This window comes from Maricaulis sp. ABE4_448 (genome assembly GCF_056160825.1).
Window position 1 is genome coordinate 484,300 of the sequence record NZ_JBSWXX010000001.1, and the last position, 16,752, is coordinate 501,051.

Below are 16,752 nucleotides of genomic sequence, written 5' to 3' on the forward strand. Positions count from 1 at the left end.
TCATGCGTTACGTCCCGAGTATTGCCCTTGCCGCGCTCGCGGCCTGCCTGGCCGGTTGCACGGTCGGGCCCGACTATAACGCGCCGGCGCCGGGCGTGCCGGACACCTGGTCGGAAACGGTGCCGGGCGGTGAAACGGCTCCGGAAAACGCCTGGTGGCGGGGCTTCAACGATGCCCAGCTGGAAACGCTGATCACCACGGCGCTCGATCAGAATATCGACGTGCAGATTGCGGTCGCACGACTGGCCGAGGCTGAAGCCCGGACCAATGTCGAGCGCGCCGCGAACTGGCCGTCTGTCGATGCGAGCGCCGATGCATCGGCCACGGGCGACATCTCCGGCGATGCCTCGTCTTCGACAGGTGCCGGTCTCGGCGCGGCGCTGGCTTTCGTGCCGGACGTGTTCGGCGGGCGCCGCCGACAGATCGAACAGGTTGAGGCCACAGCCGCCGCCCGGCGTTTCGACATCGAGGACGTCAAACGCGTCACAGCCGCCTCGATTGGCGAACGCTATATCGAGCTGCGCCGCAGCCGGGCCCGGCTCGACCTGCTGACGACTTCGCTGGAGCTGCAACAGCAGACGCTGGACATCGTGCGCCAGCGCGCCGAGGCGGGCCTGTCGGCCGATCTCGATGTGCAGCGGGCCGCCTCCGATCTTGCCCGCACACGCGCCCAGCGCGGCAGCCTCGACATTGCCGAGGCGCGGGCGCTGCACGATCTCGCGATCCTGACGGGGGCTGTCCCCGGCACGCTCGGCCTGGAGCCGGCCGCGGAAACCACCATCCCGGACTATTCCGATCCGCTTGCCCCGGGTGTACCAGCCGATCTCCTGCGCCGCCGGGCCGATCTGCAGGCGGCCGAGCGTGATCTGGCCGCGGCCAGCGCCGCCATCGGCGTCGCCACGGCCGAGCTTTACCCGGCCTTCTCCATTCCCGGCAGCATCACTACCGATCTGGGATCGGCCGACCGGCTGGTCGGAGACACGGTCGCGCGGATCGGTGCTGCGGTTGACGTTCCGGTCTTCGATGCGGGCCGCCGCCGTGCAGGCGTGGACATCGCCGAGGCCCGGGCCGAACAGGCATTGCTGGCCTACCGGCAGACGCTGCTGGAAGCCGTCGGCGAAGTTGAGGACGCCCTTGTTTCGATCCGCGCCGTCGAAGCGCGAACGGCAGAGCTCGAGCGCGCTGTCACCGCGTCGGAGCAAGCCTTCGACCAGCTCGACGCGCTCTACCGGGAAGGGCTGGCCAGCTTTATCGACATTCTCGATGCCCAGCGCACCCTGATCGACAGCCGCGAGTCGCTGCTGGACAGTCAGGCCGATCATGCGCTTGCCGTGATCGCGCTGCACCGGGCGCTGGGCGCGCCGGTCGATCCCGCTCTGGCTTCCGGCGCTTAATCCGGGCGGGGCGCCAGACTCGCGCTCTTGATCAATGCGACAACCGTATTGCCCGGTTTCAGCGCGAGCGCCTCGGCGGCGGCACGGGTGATCCGGGCGCACAGGCGCTGCGTCGCAACCTCCAGCTCGACATCGCACCAGGCCGTGTCTGGCCGGTCGGTGATCGTCGTTACTGTCCCGGGCAGTCTGTTCTGTACCGAGAGCCCGTCGACGGCATCAACGGCCAGGGTGACATCACGGGCGGGCACGTAGAGGCGCGCCTCGCGGCCGATGGCGAGCCCCGTCAGCCCCGGCAGGGCGATCCGGTGCGCGCCGATATGCAGGTCTGTCAGGTGAAGACGCGCATCATGGCCGGTGATCCGGCCGGTCAGAACGGCGCCGGGCGCGTCTGCCGCCTCGCTGCCGCCTTCGGAACCGGCAAGCCATGCGTCCCGTTCGCAGAGCGCGCCGATCTGTCCGTTTTCGACAGGCAGGACATGGTCGGCCATGACGGCCATCTCCCGGGCGGAGTGGCTGACCATCAGCGCCGGCAATTGCCAGTGCGCCAGCCTATCGCGCAGCGCTGGCAGAAGGGTCTGGCGGAAGCTGGCATCGAGGGCCGAAAAGGCTTCGTCGAGCAGGAGCAACCGCGGCCGGGCCGAAAGCGCCCGGGCCAGCGCGACGCGCTGGCGTTCTCCGCCAGACAGGTCCGCGGTGCGGCGCGTCATCAGGGGCGCCAGCTGCAGCAGGTCGACCAGCTCTGACCGATCAGGGCCGTGACCGCCCGGGGGCGCACGCCGGCTGGCATAGTCCAGATTGCCCGTCACGCAGAGGTGGGGGAAGAGCCGGGAATCCTGGAAGACCAGCACGGCCCGGCGCCGGTACGCCGGGAGGAATGAACGGCCGGCCTGCCATGTTTCGTTGTCGAAACGGATCGTACTGCCGCGCGCCCGGTCCAGTCCTGCGACCGCGCGCAGCAGGCTGGTCTTGCCGGCGCCGTTGGGGCCGGCAATGCCCGTCACGCCGGTCAGGGGCAGAGCCGCTGTGCCTGTCAGGCTGAACCCGCCGCGGCGGTGGTCGAGGTCGAGGTCGAGCCTTCTATCCGGCATGGACGGGATACCGGCGATTGATCAGGAAGACGGCGACCAGCACGCTCAGCGAGGCGGCGACAAGGCCCAGCGCCAGCGTGTGGGCGGCGGCATAGTCCAGCGTTTCGACATGGTCATAAAGCGCGATGGAGACGACGCGGGTGCGTCCGGGGATATTCCCGCCCACCATCAGCACCACACCGAATTCGCCCACGGTGTGGATGAAGCTGAGCACCCCCGCCGTGATGAAGCCGCGCAGGCTGAGCGGCACGACGACCGAGATAAAAGCGTCCAGGGGTGACGCCCCCAGGTTGGCGGCGGCGTCCAGCGGCCCGCGGCCAACCCGTTCAAAGGCGGTCTGCAGCGGCTGGACCATGAAGGGCAGGGAGTAGATCACCGACGCGATCACCAGTCCGGAGAAAGAAAAGGCGAGTGTGTCGCCGGTCAGACGCACCCACAGACCGCCGATTGCCGAGCCGGGATTGAACAGGATCAGCAGGTAGAAGCCGATGACCGTCGGCGGCAGGACGAGGGGAAGTGCTGTGACGGCTTCGATTATGGGTTTGACCCGTGTCCGTGTGGTCGCCAGCCACCAGGCCAGCGGCGTACCGATCACGAACAGGATCAGCGTGGTGACCAGCGCCAGCTGTACCGTCAGGAGGATTGCCGGCAGGCTCTCGCTCACTCTGGTGCCTCATAGCCATGGGCGGCGATAATGGCGCGAGCTTCCGGCGAGGCGAGAAAATCCATGAACGCGCGGGCGGCCTCATTGTCACGGCTCCGCTCAAGAAGAACCGCGTCCTGGCGGATCGGATCGTGCCAGTCGGCCGGGACGAGATCATGACGGCCGGCCGGCGCGCTGCCGGGGTGCCGGATCTGCGACAGCGCGACGAAGCCCAGATCGGCATTTCCTGTGGCGACGAAGGCGTAGGTCTGCCCGATATTCTCGCCGAAGACCTGGCGAGGAGCCGAGGCGGTCTGAAGATCCAGATGGGCCAGAACCTGGTGCGCCGCGGCGCCATAGGGCGCGAGGTCGGGATTGGCGAGGGCGAGGCGCCGGTAGTCGCCGGACTGCAGGCGCTGCAGCGGTGACGGGGTGCCGGCCGTGGCGCCCCCCGGTTCCGTGAGGGCCAGCCGGCCGATCGCATAGGTTTGTACGCTGTCGGCGACCGCCAGGCCGTTTTCGACCAGGCGCGCCGGGCGGGTCGTGTCGGCGGCTAGGAATATGTCGACTGCCGCGCCATTGACGATCTGGGCATAGAGGCGGCCCGTCGAGGCGTTCGCGACCAGAAGCGTGTGTCCTGTGCTGGCGGAAAACGCTCCGGCAAGGGCCAGCATCGGTTCGTCAAAATTCGAAGCAACGGCCAGCCACACGATGTCGGCGCGGGCCTGACCGCCCAGGGCGGCGGTCGTGGCAGCCAGCAACGCGACTGCAAGTCGAAGGAGGAGAGACCGGGGCATGTGCGGCAGATTGCTCGCTATGGCCGGTCCGGTTCAAGCGCAAAGTGTGGCTGTTCACGCGCTCGTCAGCGCGTGTCAGGCGGCGCTGTCCATCCGCTCTGCAAGGGCCTGGGCTGTCATCGGGGCGCCGAAATGCCAGCCCTGCAGGTAATTGAAGCCCAGCAGGCGCAGCATGGCGGCCTGGCTTTCGGTCTCCACGCCTTCCGCGACCATGTCCAGATGGAGCGCATCGCCCAGCAGCGCCAGCGCCTGCAGCATCTTGTTCGGTCCGTCGCCCTTGCCGATGGCGTCGATGAAACTCTTGTCCACCTTGATCTTCGAGAATGGCAGCATGTGCAGATAGCCCATCGAGGCAAAGCCCGTACCGAAATCGTCGAGATTGACGCGGAAACCGGCGGCATTGAACTCGTGCAGACGCTGTCTGGCCTGTTCGAAATCGTCGACCAGCACGGTCTCGGTCAGTTCCAGTTCGATCTGGCTTGAAGTCAGTCCGGCTGCGCCGAACTTCTCCAGATAGCGCGCGCACAGATCCGGGTCCTTGAGCTGGGTCGGGGACAGGTTGATCGACACGGTGAAGCCGGCCTGCTTCGGGATTTCGCGGCAGACGCAGTCGACAACAAAGTCGCCCAGCCGGCGGATCAGGCGCGAGCGCTCCGCCACACCGATGAAGACGTCAGGTGGCACTGCACCGCGGGTCGGATGATCCCAGCGCAGGAGAGCTTCCACCGACACAATCTTGCCGTCGCCGGCATGCGCGATCGGCTGATAGACGACGCGGAACTCATTGCGCTCCAGGCCCGCCGCTATATCTGTCTCCAGCGAGCTGCGCGCTTCTTTCTCGAGACCGAGACTGGCATCGAAACACAGGGGCTGTTCCAGCTGGTCGGCCTTGGCGCGATACATCGCCAGGTCGGCATCATTTACCAGCTGGGCGAACGTCTTGGGAGCATCCGGCCGTGACCAGGCGACACCGATGGCCGCACCGATATCGAAATGGCGGCCGCCTATCCCCAACGGGTCGCGCAGGCTGGCGGACAGGGCGCGGGCAATCGGCAGCGCCTGGCTGGCACTGGCTTCGCCTGTGAGGGCGCAGGCGAATTCGTCGCCGCCGACGCGGGCGATGTGTACGCCGTCCGGCAGGGTCTCGCGGAACTTGTCCGACACGATCCGGATGACCTCGTCACCGGCCTGGTGTCCCGCCTTGTCATTGACGGCCTTGAAGCCGTTGAGGTCGATATAGATGACGGCCGCCTCGCCGCAGCCCGCGGCCCGCATTGCGGTCTCGCCTTCGATGAAGCGGTTGAAGCCCAGACGGTTGGGCAGCCCGCTCAGCGTGTCCGTCGTAGCGGCGCGCAGGGCACGGCGTTCATTGCGTTCCGCCCTGCGGCCCAGCTTGCGGGCACGGTGAACGAGTATCTGCGCCCCGGCGAGAAAGACGATGATATAGGCCAGAAGGGGCAGGAAGCTGTAGCGCAGTGTCTCATTGCCCGGACGCGAGGGTGTCCAGGACAATTGCGCCACAGCATGCCCGGACTCGTCCGCGACCGGCAGGCGGCTGCCCTGCGGCGGCGTTGTGTCCATCGGGATTAGCGAGACATCCTCGACGAGGAAACGGGTCTGCATCTCGTTGACAAAGCTCTCGTCGAGCGCGGTGCCGATCACCAGAACCGGCCCGGTCAGCGGGTCGGTGGCGGCGCGGTCCTCATACTCGCCGACCAGGGTGACCGAGGCGAGATAGGGCTGGCCGCGAACGGTGAGCATGTGCGAGCCGATGAAGCTTCCCTCGGTGTAGGCACGCGCAAGATCGCTGCGCAGATTGTCGAGATCGTCCGGGGTGAGCAGGTGGTCCAGAGGCGTCTGGCCGCTGTCGCGGTGCCAGGAATAGGTGTCTGTGTCGCGTGCGCGCGACATCACCACAAAGTCGAAACCGAGATGGTCGGAGAAGGACGACGCCATGCTGTCGCTGAGCACATCGACATCGCCGGCTTCCAGACGCTCGAGCGCGACCGACCACCAGCCATAGTCGGCGACCCAGGTTTCGTTGTGGTGGATGGTGGTCTGTATGCCCGCCGTCAGCAATTGCCGGTCGGTCTCTGCGGCGCCTCGATTGAGCGCGCCGACAAAGAAGTAGATCACCAGCACAGACGCAATCAGGCTGACCAACGCCGCGACGTTGATATAGCGCCCCAATTGACTGTCGAGTGACCGATCCATCCCTGTCCGCCGGCTTTTGATCCGTTACCGGACAAGCCTTGCACGGCAATTGTAAACGCTGGGTCGACACGGCTCCGGCCAGGTGTCCCGGTCCGGTATTATCTTATAAGCCGCGATTCTGCCGGCTTAGCCGGGCTTTCGGTAGGCGAACTGGCCGACATCGATCCGGCCGGTCGTGAAACCGGCTTCGCAATAGGCCAGGTAGAAGCGCCAGATGCGGTCGAACCGGGCATCGAAACCCTGGCCGGCGATATCCGGCCAGGCATCGCGATAGGCGTCATGCCATTCGGCCAGCGTGCGCGCATAGCTCGAACCGAACATGCAGGTATCGATCGGCATCAGGCCGGCACGATCAGCCTCGTCGCCCAGCCGTGAAGGCGGCGGAAGGACGCCGCCGGGGAAGACGTATTTCTGAATGAAGTCGACGGATTTGCTGTACTGGGCAAACAGGTCTTCGCGGATCGTGATGATCTGAAGCGCGGCCCGGCCGCCCGGTTTCAGGCAGGCGGCGACCTGGTCGAAATAGACCGGCCAGTTTTCCTCGCCGACCGCCTCGAACATCTCGATCGAGGCAATGGCATCGAACTCTTCCGAGACGTCGCGATAATCCTGCAGCCGGATATCTGCCTTGTGGGCGAGGCCGGCTTGTTCGAGGCGGTCGACCGCATAATCATGCTGCTCGCGCGACAGGGTCAGGCCGGTAACATGACAGCCGAAATCGCGGATCGCGACTTCTGCGAACCCGCCCCAGCCGCAGCCGATCTCCAGCACACGGTCGCCCGGCTTCAGGCCCAGCGTCTCGCAGATGCGGCGGTATTTGCGGGCCTGCGCCTCGGCCAGCGTGTCGCCGGCTGTGCCGAAAATGCCCGAGGAGTAAGTCATGCTCCCGTCGAGCCAGCGTTCGTAGAAACTGTTGCCGAGATCGTAGTGGAAGGAGATGTTCCGCCGGCTGCCGCTGCGCGTATTGGCGTTCATCCAGTGCTGGATCTTGCCGATGATCCGGCTGGGGCCCTTGCCGGCGCGGGCTGCGTCGATGCCGTCGAGCTCGCCGGCCAGCGCCCGGAGCAGGCCCTGCAGGTCGGAGGTTTCCCACTCACCGTGGATATAGCCTTCGGAGAAACCCAGCGCGCCGGACCCGGCAATGCGCAGGAGCGCGTTCCACTTGCGGATCGACCAGTCGGCCCGGTGAGCGGCATCGGCCGGCCCGCATTCGAAACGGTAGCCGCCGGGCAGCTCAATGCGCAGGCGGCTGTCCGTCAGGTCCGAGAGGGCTTGGCGCATCTTTTCCCGGGCATAGCGCTGCAGGCGGCTGGCCCGGCTTTCCAGCGTGTCGGCGGATTGCGTCGTATAGTCCATCACAGTCCCCTAGGCAGTGTGTCTGTACTCCCCCGGCGCGGTGCGTAGGTACGCAGTCCCTTCAGGCGCAACTTTAGCGCCTCGAACAGGATTCCGCCAACCGTGGTGAGGGTATTCAGCGGCTGGGCAAGCTGGGCTCTCCAGAGAGAACGCGTTGTCAGCGCCTGCCGTTCCGCCTGCAGGACCGCGCCCATGATGCACGCGCCGTCACGATAGTGCCGGATGCCCAGCCGCAATGTGTCTTCGTCGCGGTCGAGCCTGAACCGGTATTCGCCCTCCACCGGGTTGAAGGGCGAGACGAAAAAGGTCTTCTCGCAGGCAAAGCGCAGCGGCGTCGCGGTGTCGTCGGGCACGTCGAAGGCATAGACCTGACGGCCGCCGTGAAAATTCGCGACCTCGAACAGGACCGCGCCCAGCCGGTCGTCGGCCCTGTGGCAGAAATAGACCGAGACGGGATTGAACACGATGCCCAGCACGCGCGGTGCGGCGAGCAGCTGGATGCGTCCGGGCTCGAAGCTGATCCCGTTCTGCCGCAGGCGGCTGCGCACCCAGTCGCGCAGGGCGCCATGGCCGCGGCCATGATCGGCCGCATGCTGGCTGACCGGCGCAAACCGGTCGAAGGCGAAGCCGGCGATGCCCGTGTCGGTGCGGGCCGCGCCATCGATATCCGTCAGCAGCGACACCATGCGATAGCGCAGGCTGTGGCGGCGCGGATGGTGCCGCACATGCCCGACATCGCCGGTGTAGAGAGAGGCGGGAAGCGGTTTCATTCCGCAGCAACGGCCAGGTCAGGCTGAACCGGAGCAGGCGCTTGCGTCCAGGGGATGCGGGTATCGCCGTCGGTGCAGGCCCAGGGACGCCCCGGCGCACCGAGCGCTTCGGCGACGGCGAGGCCGGATTGCAGCCCGTCCTCGTGGAAGCCCGCGCCCAGCCAGGCGCCGCAATACCAGGTGCGCCGATGCCCCTGCAGCGCACCGAACTGTGCTTGCGCCGCGATCGCGGCCGCGTCGAAGACCGGGTGATCATACTGGTCCGTGTGCAGGACATGGGCGGGATCGGGCGCGACGTCCGGATTGAGCGTGACCAGGACCGGGGTCTGCGTCTGCAAAGGCTGCAGTGCATTCATCCAGTAGGTCAGGCTGATCTTTGCCGCGCTCTCGTTGGTGCGCGCGGATTCGAGATAATTCCAGCTGGCCCAGGCCGAGCGGCGGCGGGGCAGGAGGCGGGTATCGGTGTGAAGGATTGCGGTATTGGGCCGGTAGCGGATCGCGCCCAGCAATTGCCGCTCCACCGGGTCCGGCGCGTCGATCAGGGCGAGGGCCTGGTCGCTGTGACAGGCCAGGACGATCTGGTCGAACCGGCTTTCATCGTTCTCGGTGCGGACAGTGACCTGGCCTGCGGAACGGTCGATGCTGCGCACCGGCGCGGACAGGCGCACGCGGCCCTTGATGGCACCGGCCAGCCGCTCGACATAGCGATGGCTGCCGCCGGTGACGGTGCGCCATTGCGGCCGGTCGGACAGCTGCAGAAGACCGTGATTGGTAAAGAATTCGAAGAAGGCACGCGCCGGGTAGGCCCGCATCTGGTCGACGGGCGAGGACCAGATCGCGGCGCACATCGGCAGGATGTGATCCTCGCGGAACGTGCTGGAATAGCCTTCGGTCCGCAGGAAATCGTCGAGCGAGCGAGCCTCTCCGGCGTGGTCGCCGCGCCGGGCGTGATCGTGCAGGCGCAGGATATCGCGGATCATGCGCCACATGCGCGGCCGGACCAGATTACGCTTCTGGGCGAACAGCCCGTCCGGATTGGACGAGTACTCGAACCGCCCGCCGTCCAGCGAGGCGGCAAAGGACATGCTGCTCAGGGCCGTGTCGACATCGAAATAGTCCAGCAGCGGTGTGAAATTCGGGTAGTTGCGCGGATTGAAGACGATGAAGCCGGTGTCCACATCGACGCGCTCGCCGCCGATCTGAGCGCGAACGGTATTCGCGTGGCCGCCGAGCCGGGGCGCCGCTTCATACAGGGTGACGTCATGGACCAGCGACAGGCGCCAGGCGGCGGCCAGCCCGGCAATGCCGGATCCGATGACGGCGATTTTCTGTCCGCGCAAGAGAGTCATGAAAACCCCTGTCCTTCGTCGGCCGGACGTTCGGCCATATTCTGCGTTTACGCGGCGGGCGCTGCAGCGGATCACTGACATGCGGGCAGGCGGTCAGTGATCCGCCAGGGCGGTGCAATCGTAGTCCGAAGCATGTACGCTGCCCTTCACACCCCGCCCGCAAGGGCCAGATACGAAACGGTCGAGACCGGGAAGGCACGCATGACGCAGGATACCGACCGCCGTCGGTCCATCTCCGACGCGGCTCGGCTGGCCGGCCTGCTGGAACAGGTCGGATCAAAGCGTGATGCGCAGGCCTTCCGGGCACTGTTCGACCACTTCGCGCCGCGCATTCGCAGCTTCCTGATGAAACGGCGGGTTTCTTCGGCTCTTGCCGACGATCTGACCCAGGATGTGATGCTGGCAATCTGGCGGCGTGCATCGAGCTTCGACGCGGCGAAGGCTTCGGCGGCGACCTGGATCTACACGATCGCGCGGAATGCGCACATTGATCACTATCGCAAGGCGGTTCGTGCCCGGAAAATCGACGAGCATGATCCGCACTTCCAGCCGCCGGACCAGCCCTTGCCCGACGATTTGTTCGAGCGGGCCGAGGCCGGACAAAGCGTTACCGGTGCCCTGTCGGGCCTGCCGGACGACCAGCGCCTTGTGCTGGAACTGGCCTTCACCGAGGGCCTCTCGCACAGCGAGATTGCCGAGCGGCTGGACCTGCCCCTGGGAACCGTGAAGTCCCGCGTCAGACTGGCCATGAACAAAATGAGACAAGGTCTTGGAGAATGGAAATGACCCAGCGCGGTCATGTGTTGGATGACAGCTGGTATCTCGACTACGCCGCGGGGACGCTTGGAACCGAGGCGCAGGACGTGATGATGGCATCGCATGTGGAATTGTCGGACGAGGCCCGTGGCCGCGTTGCTGCGCTTGAAACGCTCGGCGGCGCCGTGCTCGACGCTTCGGACGGGGCAGACGTGCCGCTCGGTTTCAGCGTCGAGGATATCCTGCGGCGTGCCGGAAGTGAGGCGGAAGACGTGACGGCGGCACCGGCGACAGCGGCGCCGGCCGCAGATGACAGCCTGTGCCTGCCGCAGGCGCTGCAGGACTATCTGACCCGAACGGGCACGCCGGTGCGCTGGGGTTTCCTTGGCCCCGGCATGCGCAAGGCGATCCTGTGGCGCGGCGAGCATGGCGAGCGGCTGTGGCTGCTGCGCGCCCAGCCCGGCGTTGCGATCCCGCATCACGGTCATAACGGTTCCGAGCTCACCCTCGTCCTCAAGGGCAGTTTCTGGGACGGTGAACAGGAGTACCGCCCCGGCGATGTCGAGGAGGCGCACCCCGGCGTCGAGCACGATATCCGTATCGATGAGGGTGGCGAGTGCGTCTGTCTCGCGCTGACCGAGGGCAAGCTCCGGTTTGACAGTCCCGTTCTGCGAGCCTTCCAGGTTTTTACCGGCTTGTGACGCAGGTGCGGGCGCACCTCTGAGAGCCGAGGTCGCAGCCCTGGCTTTGGCGAAACCGCTCTGCCGGACAGTGTCGCAGGTTCTGGCCGCTTGCCCGCATGCTGGAGTGGTGACTAAAGTCGCGCCCCTTGCGGGGATTCCATCGCGGAGCGAACCATGTCCGACTGGCGCAACAAGCCGGAAATCGATAGCGCAGCCGTCCAGGCCCTGGTCAGCGCGGTCGGCGATTCGGTGTTTCGTGACATGAGCGTGCAATTTGCCGCAGACCTGCGGCGGCTGGTGGACACCTACTGGCTCGCGATGGACCGCGGCGAGCGGCCGGATGCCCACGCCACCGCTCATGCCCTGAAGGGCGCGGCCGCCAATATCGGGCTCACCCGGCTGGCAGCAGTGGCCGGCGCGCTCGAACAGGACGACAATGCCGCCCGCGACGCGCTCAATGCCGAGCTGGAGGTGGCCCTGACCCGCCTGACCGAAGCGGTCTGACGAGTGCCCGCCGCTGGGGCGGGCCGGGGAGTGACGATGGAATACAGAACCGAATTCACCGGTAATCCGGTCCTGGTGGCGATCGAAGGTGTACTCACCTTTGATGATCACGAACGCTTCCGCGAACTCGTCAGCAGGCTCGCCGATCAGGTGCCCGGCCCTGTGGTCTTCGACCTGTCGGGTCTGACCATGATCGACTCGGCCGGTATCGGCATGCTGATCATGGCCAATGACCGCATCGTCAAGCGCGGTGGCGGTTTGCGCCTGCGCGGTGTTTCCGGGCAGGTGGCCAAGGTTGTCGAGCTTTCCAGGATCGAGCAGCTGATCCCGATCGGCTGAGGCGCGGATGGACCTCGCACACTTCCAGTCCGAGCATGGCGGCCCGGCGCGCGACCGGGTCCTCATTGTCGATGACCAGGCGTCGTCGCGACTTCTGATCGGGTCGGTGCTGGAAGCGGCGGGTTATACCTGTCTCGCCTATGCCGGTGACGGGGTCGAGGCGATCGAATGGCTCGCAGCCAACCCGGCTGACATCGTCATCCTGGATATCCGCATGCCCCGCATGGACGGGTTCGAGGTGTGCCGCCAGATCCGCGGCCGGATGGCACTCGATCTTCCCATCCTGGTGCAGACCGGCATCCAGGAGGCGGACTGCCGGGTCGACGCCTTCAAGGTCGGCGCGTCCGACATCGTCTCCAAACCGCTCAATCCCGGCGAACTGGTCTCCCGTGTGCGGCTGCATCTGGAGCGCCGCCGCATGATCGGCCGGCTGCAGCGCTATCAGAACCGGATGGAAGACGAGTTGCGCGCGGCCCAGTCGATGCAGCTGGCGCTTCTGCCCGGACCAGAGGATGTCGCCGCAATCCTGCGTCCGCGCGGTGCCGCGATGACCGCCTTCTACCGGGCTTCGCACATGCTGGGCGGCGATCTCTGGCAGGTCTTTCCGGTCGACGAAACCCGGTTCGGTGTCTTCATGGTCGATCTGTCCGGACATGGGGTGGCGGCCGCCATCAACGCGTTCCGGGTCAACATGATCACGGCCGGACTGGTTCGCGAGCGGGCCGATCCGGACCGGTGGCTGAGCGCGCTCAACAGGGCACTCGTGCCGATCCTGCCGGTCGAGCACTTCGCGACCGCCTTCTACGCCGTCATGGACCTGGCCGCGGGCGAGATGCGCTATGCCGTGGCCGGAGCCCCGCCGCCCCTGATCCTGCGTAGCGATGGCCGCTGGGATGAATTGTCCGGGCGGGGGCTGATCCTGGGCTGTCTGGCGGATGCGGAATATGCGTGCTTTTCCGCGCAGCTGGGACCGCAAGACCGCCTGTTCGCCTATAGCGACGCACTGTACGAGAACTTCGAGAATCCCGAAGCCAGTCTCGGGGCCGGGGATATCGCCAATGCCGTGCGGGCCGAGGCAGCTGCCGGCAGCGATGCCTTCGCGGCCCGGCTGCTGACGCGTCTTTTCGGCCGGCCCGATGCCGAATTCCGCGATGACCTGACCTTCCTGCTGATCGGACCGAATGCCCCATGAAACACCGCGAAGACCTGATCTGGATGATGGTGTCCGACAGCCCGCTGGCGCGCCATCTGGGTGACTATCTTCAAGGCGAGCCGCGCGGTGTACTGGTCAGTGACACCGCGCTTCCGTCGGCGGGCGAGATCGGTGTGGTGATCGCCGACGATGCGCATTTGGGGGCCTTGAAGGCCGCCCGGCTGCGGGCCGGCGAGGCGATGCAGTCCATCTTCCTGACAGAACGCACAGACAGCCCGGTCCAGGCCGATTTCGTGCTGTCGCGCGATACCGATTTCGGGTCCGTGAAATCGGTCTTCGAGGCCGCCTGCGACTATCGCGATCAGGTGCTGGAATTGCAGGCCGATGTGGCGCGCCGCAAGTCGGCCATCGGTACGATTATGAGCGGCCAATTTGTCTTCCGCACGCTCGACGAGGCCCGCAACCTGTCGACCATGCTGGCGCTGGCCTGTCCCAATTCCGACGCCGTTGTGGTCGGTCTCCAGGAATTGCTGGTCAACGCGGTCGAGCACGGCAATCTGGAAATCAGCGGCGCACAGAAGCGCGACCTGCTGATCGCCGGGACCTGGCGCGAGGAAGTCGAGCGGAGGCTGGCAGATCCGGCCTATGCCCAGCGGAGCGTGATCGTCACCTTCCAGCGTGGCGCGCGGATGATCGCCTTCACCATCCAGGACGAGGGCGAGGGGTTCGATCACGAGGCATTCCTGGCGGGGCCGCCGGCCGGTGCAGGCTATCGCGGGCGGGGGATCACGCTGGCGCGCACGCTCTCCTTCTCCTCGGTGACCTATATGGGCTCGGGCAGTGTGGTCGAGGCGGTGATCCTGCTGGACAGGCAGGCGGGCTGAGCGCCGCTGCACCGACTTGAAACTTTCATTGGTCATTCCCCGTCCCGTTCGATAGGCCTGCGCGACTTGGAGCGGGGCCGTTACCTGCAGAAGCGGTTCTGCTCCGGAATCTTGAGTGGTCGCGTGATCGAACCGGTGAACCGGTTGCCATCTCGCGAGATCACGCTCCAGCGGAACGAGGTCACGACGTGCGTATCAAATCCTTCGGCCCGGCGGTTGTCCTGGGCGTCTTCCTGGCCGGTGCCGCGAGCGCCGCAACCCTTCAGGACACCGGCACCGAAAGCGATAACTGGCAGCGCGCCCGCGCCGAGATGGACCGCCGCATGGCGATCGAAGTCCGCCCGCAACAGGCCCGCAATGTGATCCTCTTTATCGCCGACGGGATGAGTATTCCCACCATTGCTGCTGCACGGATCTATAGCGGCGAGCAGGCCGGCGACGGCGAGACGCACACGCTCTCCTTTGACAGTTTCCCGCACGCTGCCCTGGTGCGGACCTACAACACCGATGCCCAGGTGCCCGATTCCGCCAGTACCGCGACGGCGCTGGTGACCGGTCTGAAAACGCGCTCCGGCGCCATCAGCGTGCGCGCCGACCAGTATCTCGATGCCTGTGCCGCCGATGCCGACCTTCCCGTGACCCTGGCCGAGCACGCCGAACGCCGGGGCCTGTCCACAGGTATCGTCACCACGACCCGGCTGACCCACGCTACACCGGCAACGCTCTACGCCCACAGCCTGATCCGCGCCTGGGAAGCGGATAGCGACATCACGCCGAACGGGTTGGAAGCGGGTTGTCAGGACATTGCCGCCCAGCTGCTTTCCTTCAGCGCGGGCGACGGGATCGATATCGCCATGGGCGGCGGCCGCGAGCGCTTCCTGCCGGAAGCCGAGGGCGGGCTGCGTGCCGACGGCCGCAATCTCATCGCCGAATGGGAAGCCGGTCATGGCGTCGCGGTCGGCGATGCTGCGGGCTTCCGCGATCTCGACCCGGCCGATGAGGCGCGCGTGCTGGGCCTGTTCACCGACAGCCACATGGCCTATGAGGCCGATCGCGACGCGGCCGAGGAGCCGTCGCTCGCCGAGATGACGGCCTTTACCATCGACCGCCTGTCGCGCAATGAAAACGGCTATATCCTGATGGTCGAGGCGGGCCGGGTCGACCATGCCCACCACGCCACCAATGCCTATCGCGCGCTGACCGACATGCAGGCCTTCGACGACGCGATTACGGCGGCGCTCGAACGCGTCGATCTGGACGAGACGCTGATCCTGGTCACGGCCGATCACGGCCACACCATGACCTTTGCGGGCTACCCCTCCCTGGGCAATCCCATCCTCGGCCTGGTGCGCCGCGCCAACCCGTACGAGCCGGGCTCGCAGCCGGAGCTGACCCTGGATGAAACCGGCCGCCCCTACACCACGCTGGGCTATCGCAATGGTCCGAATGTGCGCCAGCCCGATGGCGCGGCGCTGGACGACGCAGAAGTGCTGGCGCCGGACTATCAGCAGGAAAGCGCCTTGCCGCTCGGCAGCGAGACCCATTCCGGGGACGATGTTGCGCTCTATGCCACCGGGCCGCGGGCACACTGGTTCGGTGGCTCGATCGAGCAGAACACGGTCTTCCACCTGATCTCGGCCGCACTTGGCTGGGAGCAGGAGGAAGACGAAGCGGCGGGCGAATAAAATTACGCGTTCAGCTGTGGTTCAGTGGCAGGATCGTCTAAACTGGGTCACGCTACCGGATGGGACGGCACGCGGGTGGCCGGGCCGGGGCGTAAAAAGGGGATCCGTCATGCAGTTTCGTTCTCTCGCCGCGGCCGCGGCCATCATGGTCTGCGCCGCGCCGGCCATCGCCCAGGATTTTTCCGCGCCGCCGACCTATGGCAGCACCAATCTGAATGCCGGTTTCACGCCGGACCCCTATACCGTACGGATCACCTCCGGCGGTGCGCGCTCGGCCGCCAATGTGTCCTCCTCCTGCCGCGGCTGGATCGCCAATGCGCCGGACTATTCGGTCTACTACACTGCCGGCAGCGTGTTTGACCTGACCATCGGCGCCACCTCCAGCTCCGACACGACGCTCGTTGTCAACGGGCCCAGCGGCAACTGGTATTGCGACGATGACAGCGGCGAAGGGCTCAATCCGAGCATGACCTTCTCCAACCCGCAGTCCGGCCGCTACGACATCTGGGTCGGCTCCTACAGGGAGGGCGATTATGCCGACGCCGTCCTCGCCATCTCCGAACTCGGCGGTTCCGGCGGCAGCTATAATGGCGGCGGCAACAGCTATGGCGGGATCGACTGGTCCCTGGCGGCCAATTTCGGCAGCGCCAATCTGCGCGCCGGCTTCACGCCCGACCCCTATCGCGTCGACATCGTCTCCGGTGGCGCCTACCGCGCCTCGGACGTGCGCAGCGGCTGTGCCGGCTGGGTCTCCGCCGCGCCGGACTTCGAGCTGCGCTATACGGCGGGCTCCTCCCTGCCGCTGATCCTGTCGGCTGCGTCCAATTCCGACACGACCATCCTGGTCAATGATCCCAGCGGCAACTGGCACTGCAATGATGATGGCGGCAACAGCGGTCTCAACCCGGCCCTGACTTTCCACAATCCGGCCTCCGGCACCTATGACATCTGGATCGGCTCCTACCGCCAGGGCGAGAATGCCAACGCCTCGTTGTCGATCTCGGAACTCTACAGCGAATAGGCCGTCCCGGCTGACACCAGAGCATGAAGGGCCGTCCGGATAATCCGGGCGGCCCTTTTTCTGTCTGCTTCCTTGTCTGGCGCCGGGCTTTCACGCTACAGCTTGTGAACACTGTT

At 66.2% G+C, this 16,752-nt stretch carries 16 protein-coding genes; 9 read left to right on the top strand and 7 right to left on the bottom strand.

From position 1 onward, the window contains the following. Positions 1-2: 2 nt before the first annotated feature. A complete protein-coding gene (locus tag ACXAJV_RS02425; RefSeq protein ID WP_475081506.1) occupies positions 3-1,394 on the top strand; it encodes an efflux transporter outer membrane subunit in 1,392 nt (463 codons plus the stop codon). On the opposite strand, the gene modC is transcribed toward ACXAJV_RS02425, so the two are convergent. From modC to ACXAJV_RS02460, 7 genes are all read right to left on the bottom strand, one after another. Then, positions 1,391-2,482, bottom strand: coding sequence for a molybdenum ABC transporter ATP-binding protein (gene modC / locus ACXAJV_RS02430; RefSeq protein ID WP_475081507.1), 1,092 nt, complete (start codon positions 2,480-2,482; stop codon positions 1,391-1,393). The genes ACXAJV_RS02425 and modC overlap by 4 nt on opposite strands. Continuing rightward, positions 2,472-3,146, bottom strand: coding sequence for a molybdate ABC transporter permease subunit (gene modB, locus ACXAJV_RS02435; protein ID WP_475081509.1), 675 nt, complete (start codon positions 3,144-3,146; stop codon positions 2,472-2,474). The genes modC and modB overlap by 11 nt, the downstream gene beginning before the upstream one ends. Next, complete coding sequence (gene modA, locus ACXAJV_RS02440) at positions 3,143-3,922, bottom strand: molybdate ABC transporter substrate-binding protein (protein ID WP_475081511.1); 780 nt, start codon at positions 3,920-3,922, stop codon at positions 3,143-3,145. The genes modB and modA overlap by 4 nt, the downstream gene beginning before the upstream one ends. 75 nt (positions 3,923-3,997) lie before the next feature. Further along, positions 3,998-6,136, bottom strand: a complete 2,139-nt coding sequence (locus ACXAJV_RS02445; protein ID WP_475081513.1) for a putative bifunctional diguanylate cyclase/phosphodiesterase — start codon at positions 6,134-6,136, stop codon at positions 3,998-4,000. A 126-nt stretch (positions 6,137-6,262) separates the two neighbouring features. After that, entirely contained in the window at positions 6,263-7,492 is a 1,230-nt protein-coding gene (locus tag ACXAJV_RS02450; protein ID WP_475081516.1) for a class I SAM-dependent methyltransferase, read from the bottom strand. Continuing rightward, the gene (locus ACXAJV_RS02455; protein WP_475081519.1) at positions 7,492-8,262 is read right to left on the bottom strand and encodes a DUF1365 domain-containing protein; all 771 of its coding nucleotides are present in this window, start codon (positions 8,260-8,262) and stop codon (positions 7,492-7,494) included. The genes ACXAJV_RS02450 and ACXAJV_RS02455 overlap by 1 nt, the downstream gene beginning before the upstream one ends. After that, positions 8,259-9,611 carry an NAD(P)/FAD-dependent oxidoreductase gene (locus ACXAJV_RS02460; protein WP_475081522.1) on the bottom strand — a complete coding sequence of 451 codons (1,353 nt, stop codon included), beginning with the start codon at positions 9,609-9,611 and terminating at the stop codon, positions 8,259-8,261. The genes ACXAJV_RS02455 and ACXAJV_RS02460 overlap by 4 nt, the downstream gene beginning before the upstream one ends. 201 nt (positions 9,612-9,812) lie before the next feature. Here ACXAJV_RS02460 and ACXAJV_RS02465 point away from each other — a divergent pair, with 201 nt between their 5' ends. The 8 genes from ACXAJV_RS02465 to ACXAJV_RS02500 all read left to right on the top strand — a co-directional run bounded on the left by ACXAJV_RS02465 (position 9,813) and on the right by ACXAJV_RS02500 (position 16,636). Continuing rightward, positions 9,813-10,397, top strand: coding sequence for a sigma-70 family RNA polymerase sigma factor (locus ACXAJV_RS02465; RefSeq protein ID WP_475081525.1), 585 nt, complete (start codon positions 9,813-9,815; stop codon positions 10,395-10,397). Continuing rightward, the gene (locus tag ACXAJV_RS02470) at positions 10,394-11,068 is read left to right on the top strand and encodes a ChrR family anti-sigma-E factor (protein WP_475081527.1); all 675 of its coding nucleotides are present in this window, start codon (positions 10,394-10,396) and stop codon (positions 11,066-11,068) included. The genes ACXAJV_RS02465 and ACXAJV_RS02470 overlap by 4 nt, the downstream gene beginning before the upstream one ends. 156 nt (positions 11,069-11,224) lie before the next feature. After that, complete coding sequence (locus ACXAJV_RS02475) at positions 11,225-11,554, top strand: Hpt domain-containing protein (protein WP_475081530.1); 330 nt, start codon at positions 11,225-11,227, stop codon at positions 11,552-11,554. Positions 11,555-11,590: 36 nt separating this feature from the next. Continuing rightward, positions 11,591-11,893 carry an STAS domain-containing protein gene (locus ACXAJV_RS02480; protein WP_475081531.1) on the top strand — a complete coding sequence of 101 codons (303 nt, stop codon included), beginning with the start codon at positions 11,591-11,593 and terminating at the stop codon, positions 11,891-11,893. A gap of 7 nt (positions 11,894-11,900) precedes the next feature. After that, entirely contained in the window at positions 11,901-13,085 is a 1,185-nt protein-coding gene (locus ACXAJV_RS02485; protein ID WP_475081533.1) for a PP2C family protein-serine/threonine phosphatase, read from the top strand. After that, a complete protein-coding gene (locus tag ACXAJV_RS02490; protein ID WP_475081535.1) occupies positions 13,082-13,930 on the top strand; it encodes an ATP-binding protein in 849 nt (282 codons plus the stop codon). The genes ACXAJV_RS02485 and ACXAJV_RS02490 overlap by 4 nt, the downstream gene beginning before the upstream one ends. Positions 13,931-14,118: 188 nt before the next feature. After that, on the top strand, positions 14,119-15,615 hold the full coding sequence (locus tag ACXAJV_RS02495) for an alkaline phosphatase (RefSeq protein WP_475081537.1): 1,497 nt from the start codon (positions 14,119-14,121) through the stop codon (positions 15,613-15,615). A 109-nt stretch (positions 15,616-15,724) separates the two neighbouring features. Further along, a complete protein-coding gene (locus ACXAJV_RS02500) occupies positions 15,725-16,636 on the top strand; it encodes a cupin domain-containing protein (protein WP_475081538.1) in 912 nt (303 codons plus the stop codon). Positions 16,637-16,752 lie beyond the last annotated feature (116 nt).

Coding starts and splice junctions, on each gene's coding strand:
- ACXAJV_RS02425 (WP_475081506.1), top strand. CDS start 3: ATGCGTTACGTCCCGAGTATTGCCCTTGCCGCGCTCGCGGCCTGCCTG.
- modC (WP_475081507.1), bottom strand. CDS start 2,482: ATGCCGGATAGAAGGCTCGACCTCGACCTCGACCACCGCCGCGGCGGG.
- modA (WP_475081511.1), bottom strand. CDS start 3,922: ATGCCCCGGTCTCTCCTCCTTCGACTTGCAGTCGCGTTGCTGGCTGCC.
- ACXAJV_RS02445 (WP_475081513.1), bottom strand. CDS start 6,136: ATGGATCGGTCACTCGACAGTCAATTGGGGCGCTATATCAACGTCGCG.
- ACXAJV_RS02450 (WP_475081516.1), bottom strand. CDS start 7,492: ATGGACTATACGACGCAATCCGCCGACACGCTGGAAAGCCGGGCCAGC.
- ACXAJV_RS02455 (WP_475081519.1), bottom strand. CDS start 8,262: ATGAAACCGCTTCCCGCCTCTCTCTACACCGGCGATGTCGGGCATGTG.
- ACXAJV_RS02460 (WP_475081522.1), bottom strand. CDS start 9,611: ATGACTCTCTTGCGCGGACAGAAAATCGCCGTCATCGGATCCGGCATT.
- ACXAJV_RS02465 (WP_475081525.1), top strand. CDS start 9,813: ATGACGCAGGATACCGACCGCCGTCGGTCCATCTCCGACGCGGCTCGG.
- ACXAJV_RS02470 (WP_475081527.1), top strand. CDS start 10,394: ATGACCCAGCGCGGTCATGTGTTGGATGACAGCTGGTATCTCGACTAC.
- ACXAJV_RS02475 (WP_475081530.1), top strand. CDS start 11,225: ATGTCCGACTGGCGCAACAAGCCGGAAATCGATAGCGCAGCCGTCCAG.
- ACXAJV_RS02480 (WP_475081531.1), top strand. CDS start 11,591: ATGGAATACAGAACCGAATTCACCGGTAATCCGGTCCTGGTGGCGATC.
- ACXAJV_RS02485 (WP_475081533.1), top strand. CDS start 11,901: ATGGACCTCGCACACTTCCAGTCCGAGCATGGCGGCCCGGCGCGCGAC.
- ACXAJV_RS02490 (WP_475081535.1), top strand. CDS start 13,082: ATGAAACACCGCGAAGACCTGATCTGGATGATGGTGTCCGACAGCCCG.
- ACXAJV_RS02500 (WP_475081538.1), top strand. CDS start 15,725: ATGCAGTTTCGTTCTCTCGCCGCGGCCGCGGCCATCATGGTCTGCGCC.